This is a genomic window from Mesorhizobium sp. M7A.F.Ca.CA.002.05.1.1 (assembly GCF_003998335.1).
In the GTDB taxonomy this organism is placed as follows: domain Bacteria; phylum Pseudomonadota; class Alphaproteobacteria; order Rhizobiales; family Rhizobiaceae; genus Mesorhizobium.
Genome location: NZ_RZQI01001424.1, coordinates 1 through 895, shown reverse-complemented (window position 1 = coordinate 895; position 895 = coordinate 1). Strand labels below are relative to the sequence as shown.

General features: G+C 61.8%; 3 protein-coding genes. 1 reads left to right on the top strand and 2 read right to left on the bottom strand.

Going from position 1 to position 895, the window contains the following annotated elements; all coding sequences use genetic code 11:
- Positions 1-251 (top strand): PLP-dependent transferase (locus EN939_RS36075; protein ID WP_206528454.1); only part of this gene is annotated, 251 nt, incomplete at its 5' end.
- 21 nt (positions 252-272) lie between these two features.
- Here the strand turns inward: EN939_RS36075 and EN939_RS36070 are convergent.
- On the bottom strand, positions 273-500 hold the full coding sequence (locus EN939_RS36070) for a BrnA antitoxin family protein (protein ID WP_127272043.1): 228 nt from the start codon (positions 498-500) through the stop codon (positions 273-275).
- An 82-nt stretch (positions 501-582) separates the two neighbouring features.
- Positions 583-895 (bottom strand): BrnT family toxin (locus tag EN939_RS36065; RefSeq protein WP_245473308.1); only part of this gene is annotated, 313 nt, incomplete at its 5' end.

Sequence of the window (895 nt, the reverse complement as noted above, 5' to 3'; positions counted from 1 at the left end):
GTCTCGACGTCAAGGGCGGCAAGCAGGCGGCCTTCGCCTTGCAGAACGCGCTCGACATCGTCTTGATCTCCAACAATCTCGGTGACGCCAAGAGCCTGATCACCCACCCGGCGACGACGACGCACAAGAACCTCAGCGACGAGGCGCGCGCCGAGCTCGGCATCGGGCCGGGCACGCTCAGGCTTTCGGTCGGCCTGGAGGACACCGACGATCTGCTCGAGGACATCGCGCAGGCGCTGAAGGCCAGGTAGCGCGCGAGCGTCGTCACAGGATTACAGGCCGACCGCCTTGCGCAGCACTTCGTTCATGCGGGTCTGCCAGCCATCGCCAGCGGCCTTGAAGCGGTCGAGAACGTCGGCGTCGAGGCGTAGCTGTACGGCACGTTTGGGCCGGGCAAGCGGCGGCCGGCCAACCTTGCGGCGCGAAACGGCATCGGTTGGCTGAGCATCCGGATCGGCTTCGGCCGCAGCGGTGATCTTGGCATCTTCTTCGTCGGTCATCGCGGCAAGCGCCTTTTTGGCCAACGCCAAAGCGTCAGCACGTGACAGCTGGGGCGCAGCAGCCTCACGGCGTACGATCGTCTTAGAGGTTTTCGACATAGTCCGTAATTTCCTGCCTTGTGGCCTTGCGCAGCGAAATAACGCGGATGGCGTATCGTCGCTCGACATAAACCATCACATGGACGCCAGTTCCGATCAGACCGATGGCAACGAGGCGGTCCTCGCCAAAGTCCTCGCTGTCGTCGAGCCTGATAGCGGCGTTGGCGAAGTCGAAGGATGGTGCGATCGCAAAATCCACGCCATGCTTGGCCCTGTTCATCCTGGCCTTGTTTTCATCCCACTCGAACTGCATCGCCGCCGGTGCGTTCCCATAAATTATGTATACACAAAAATAG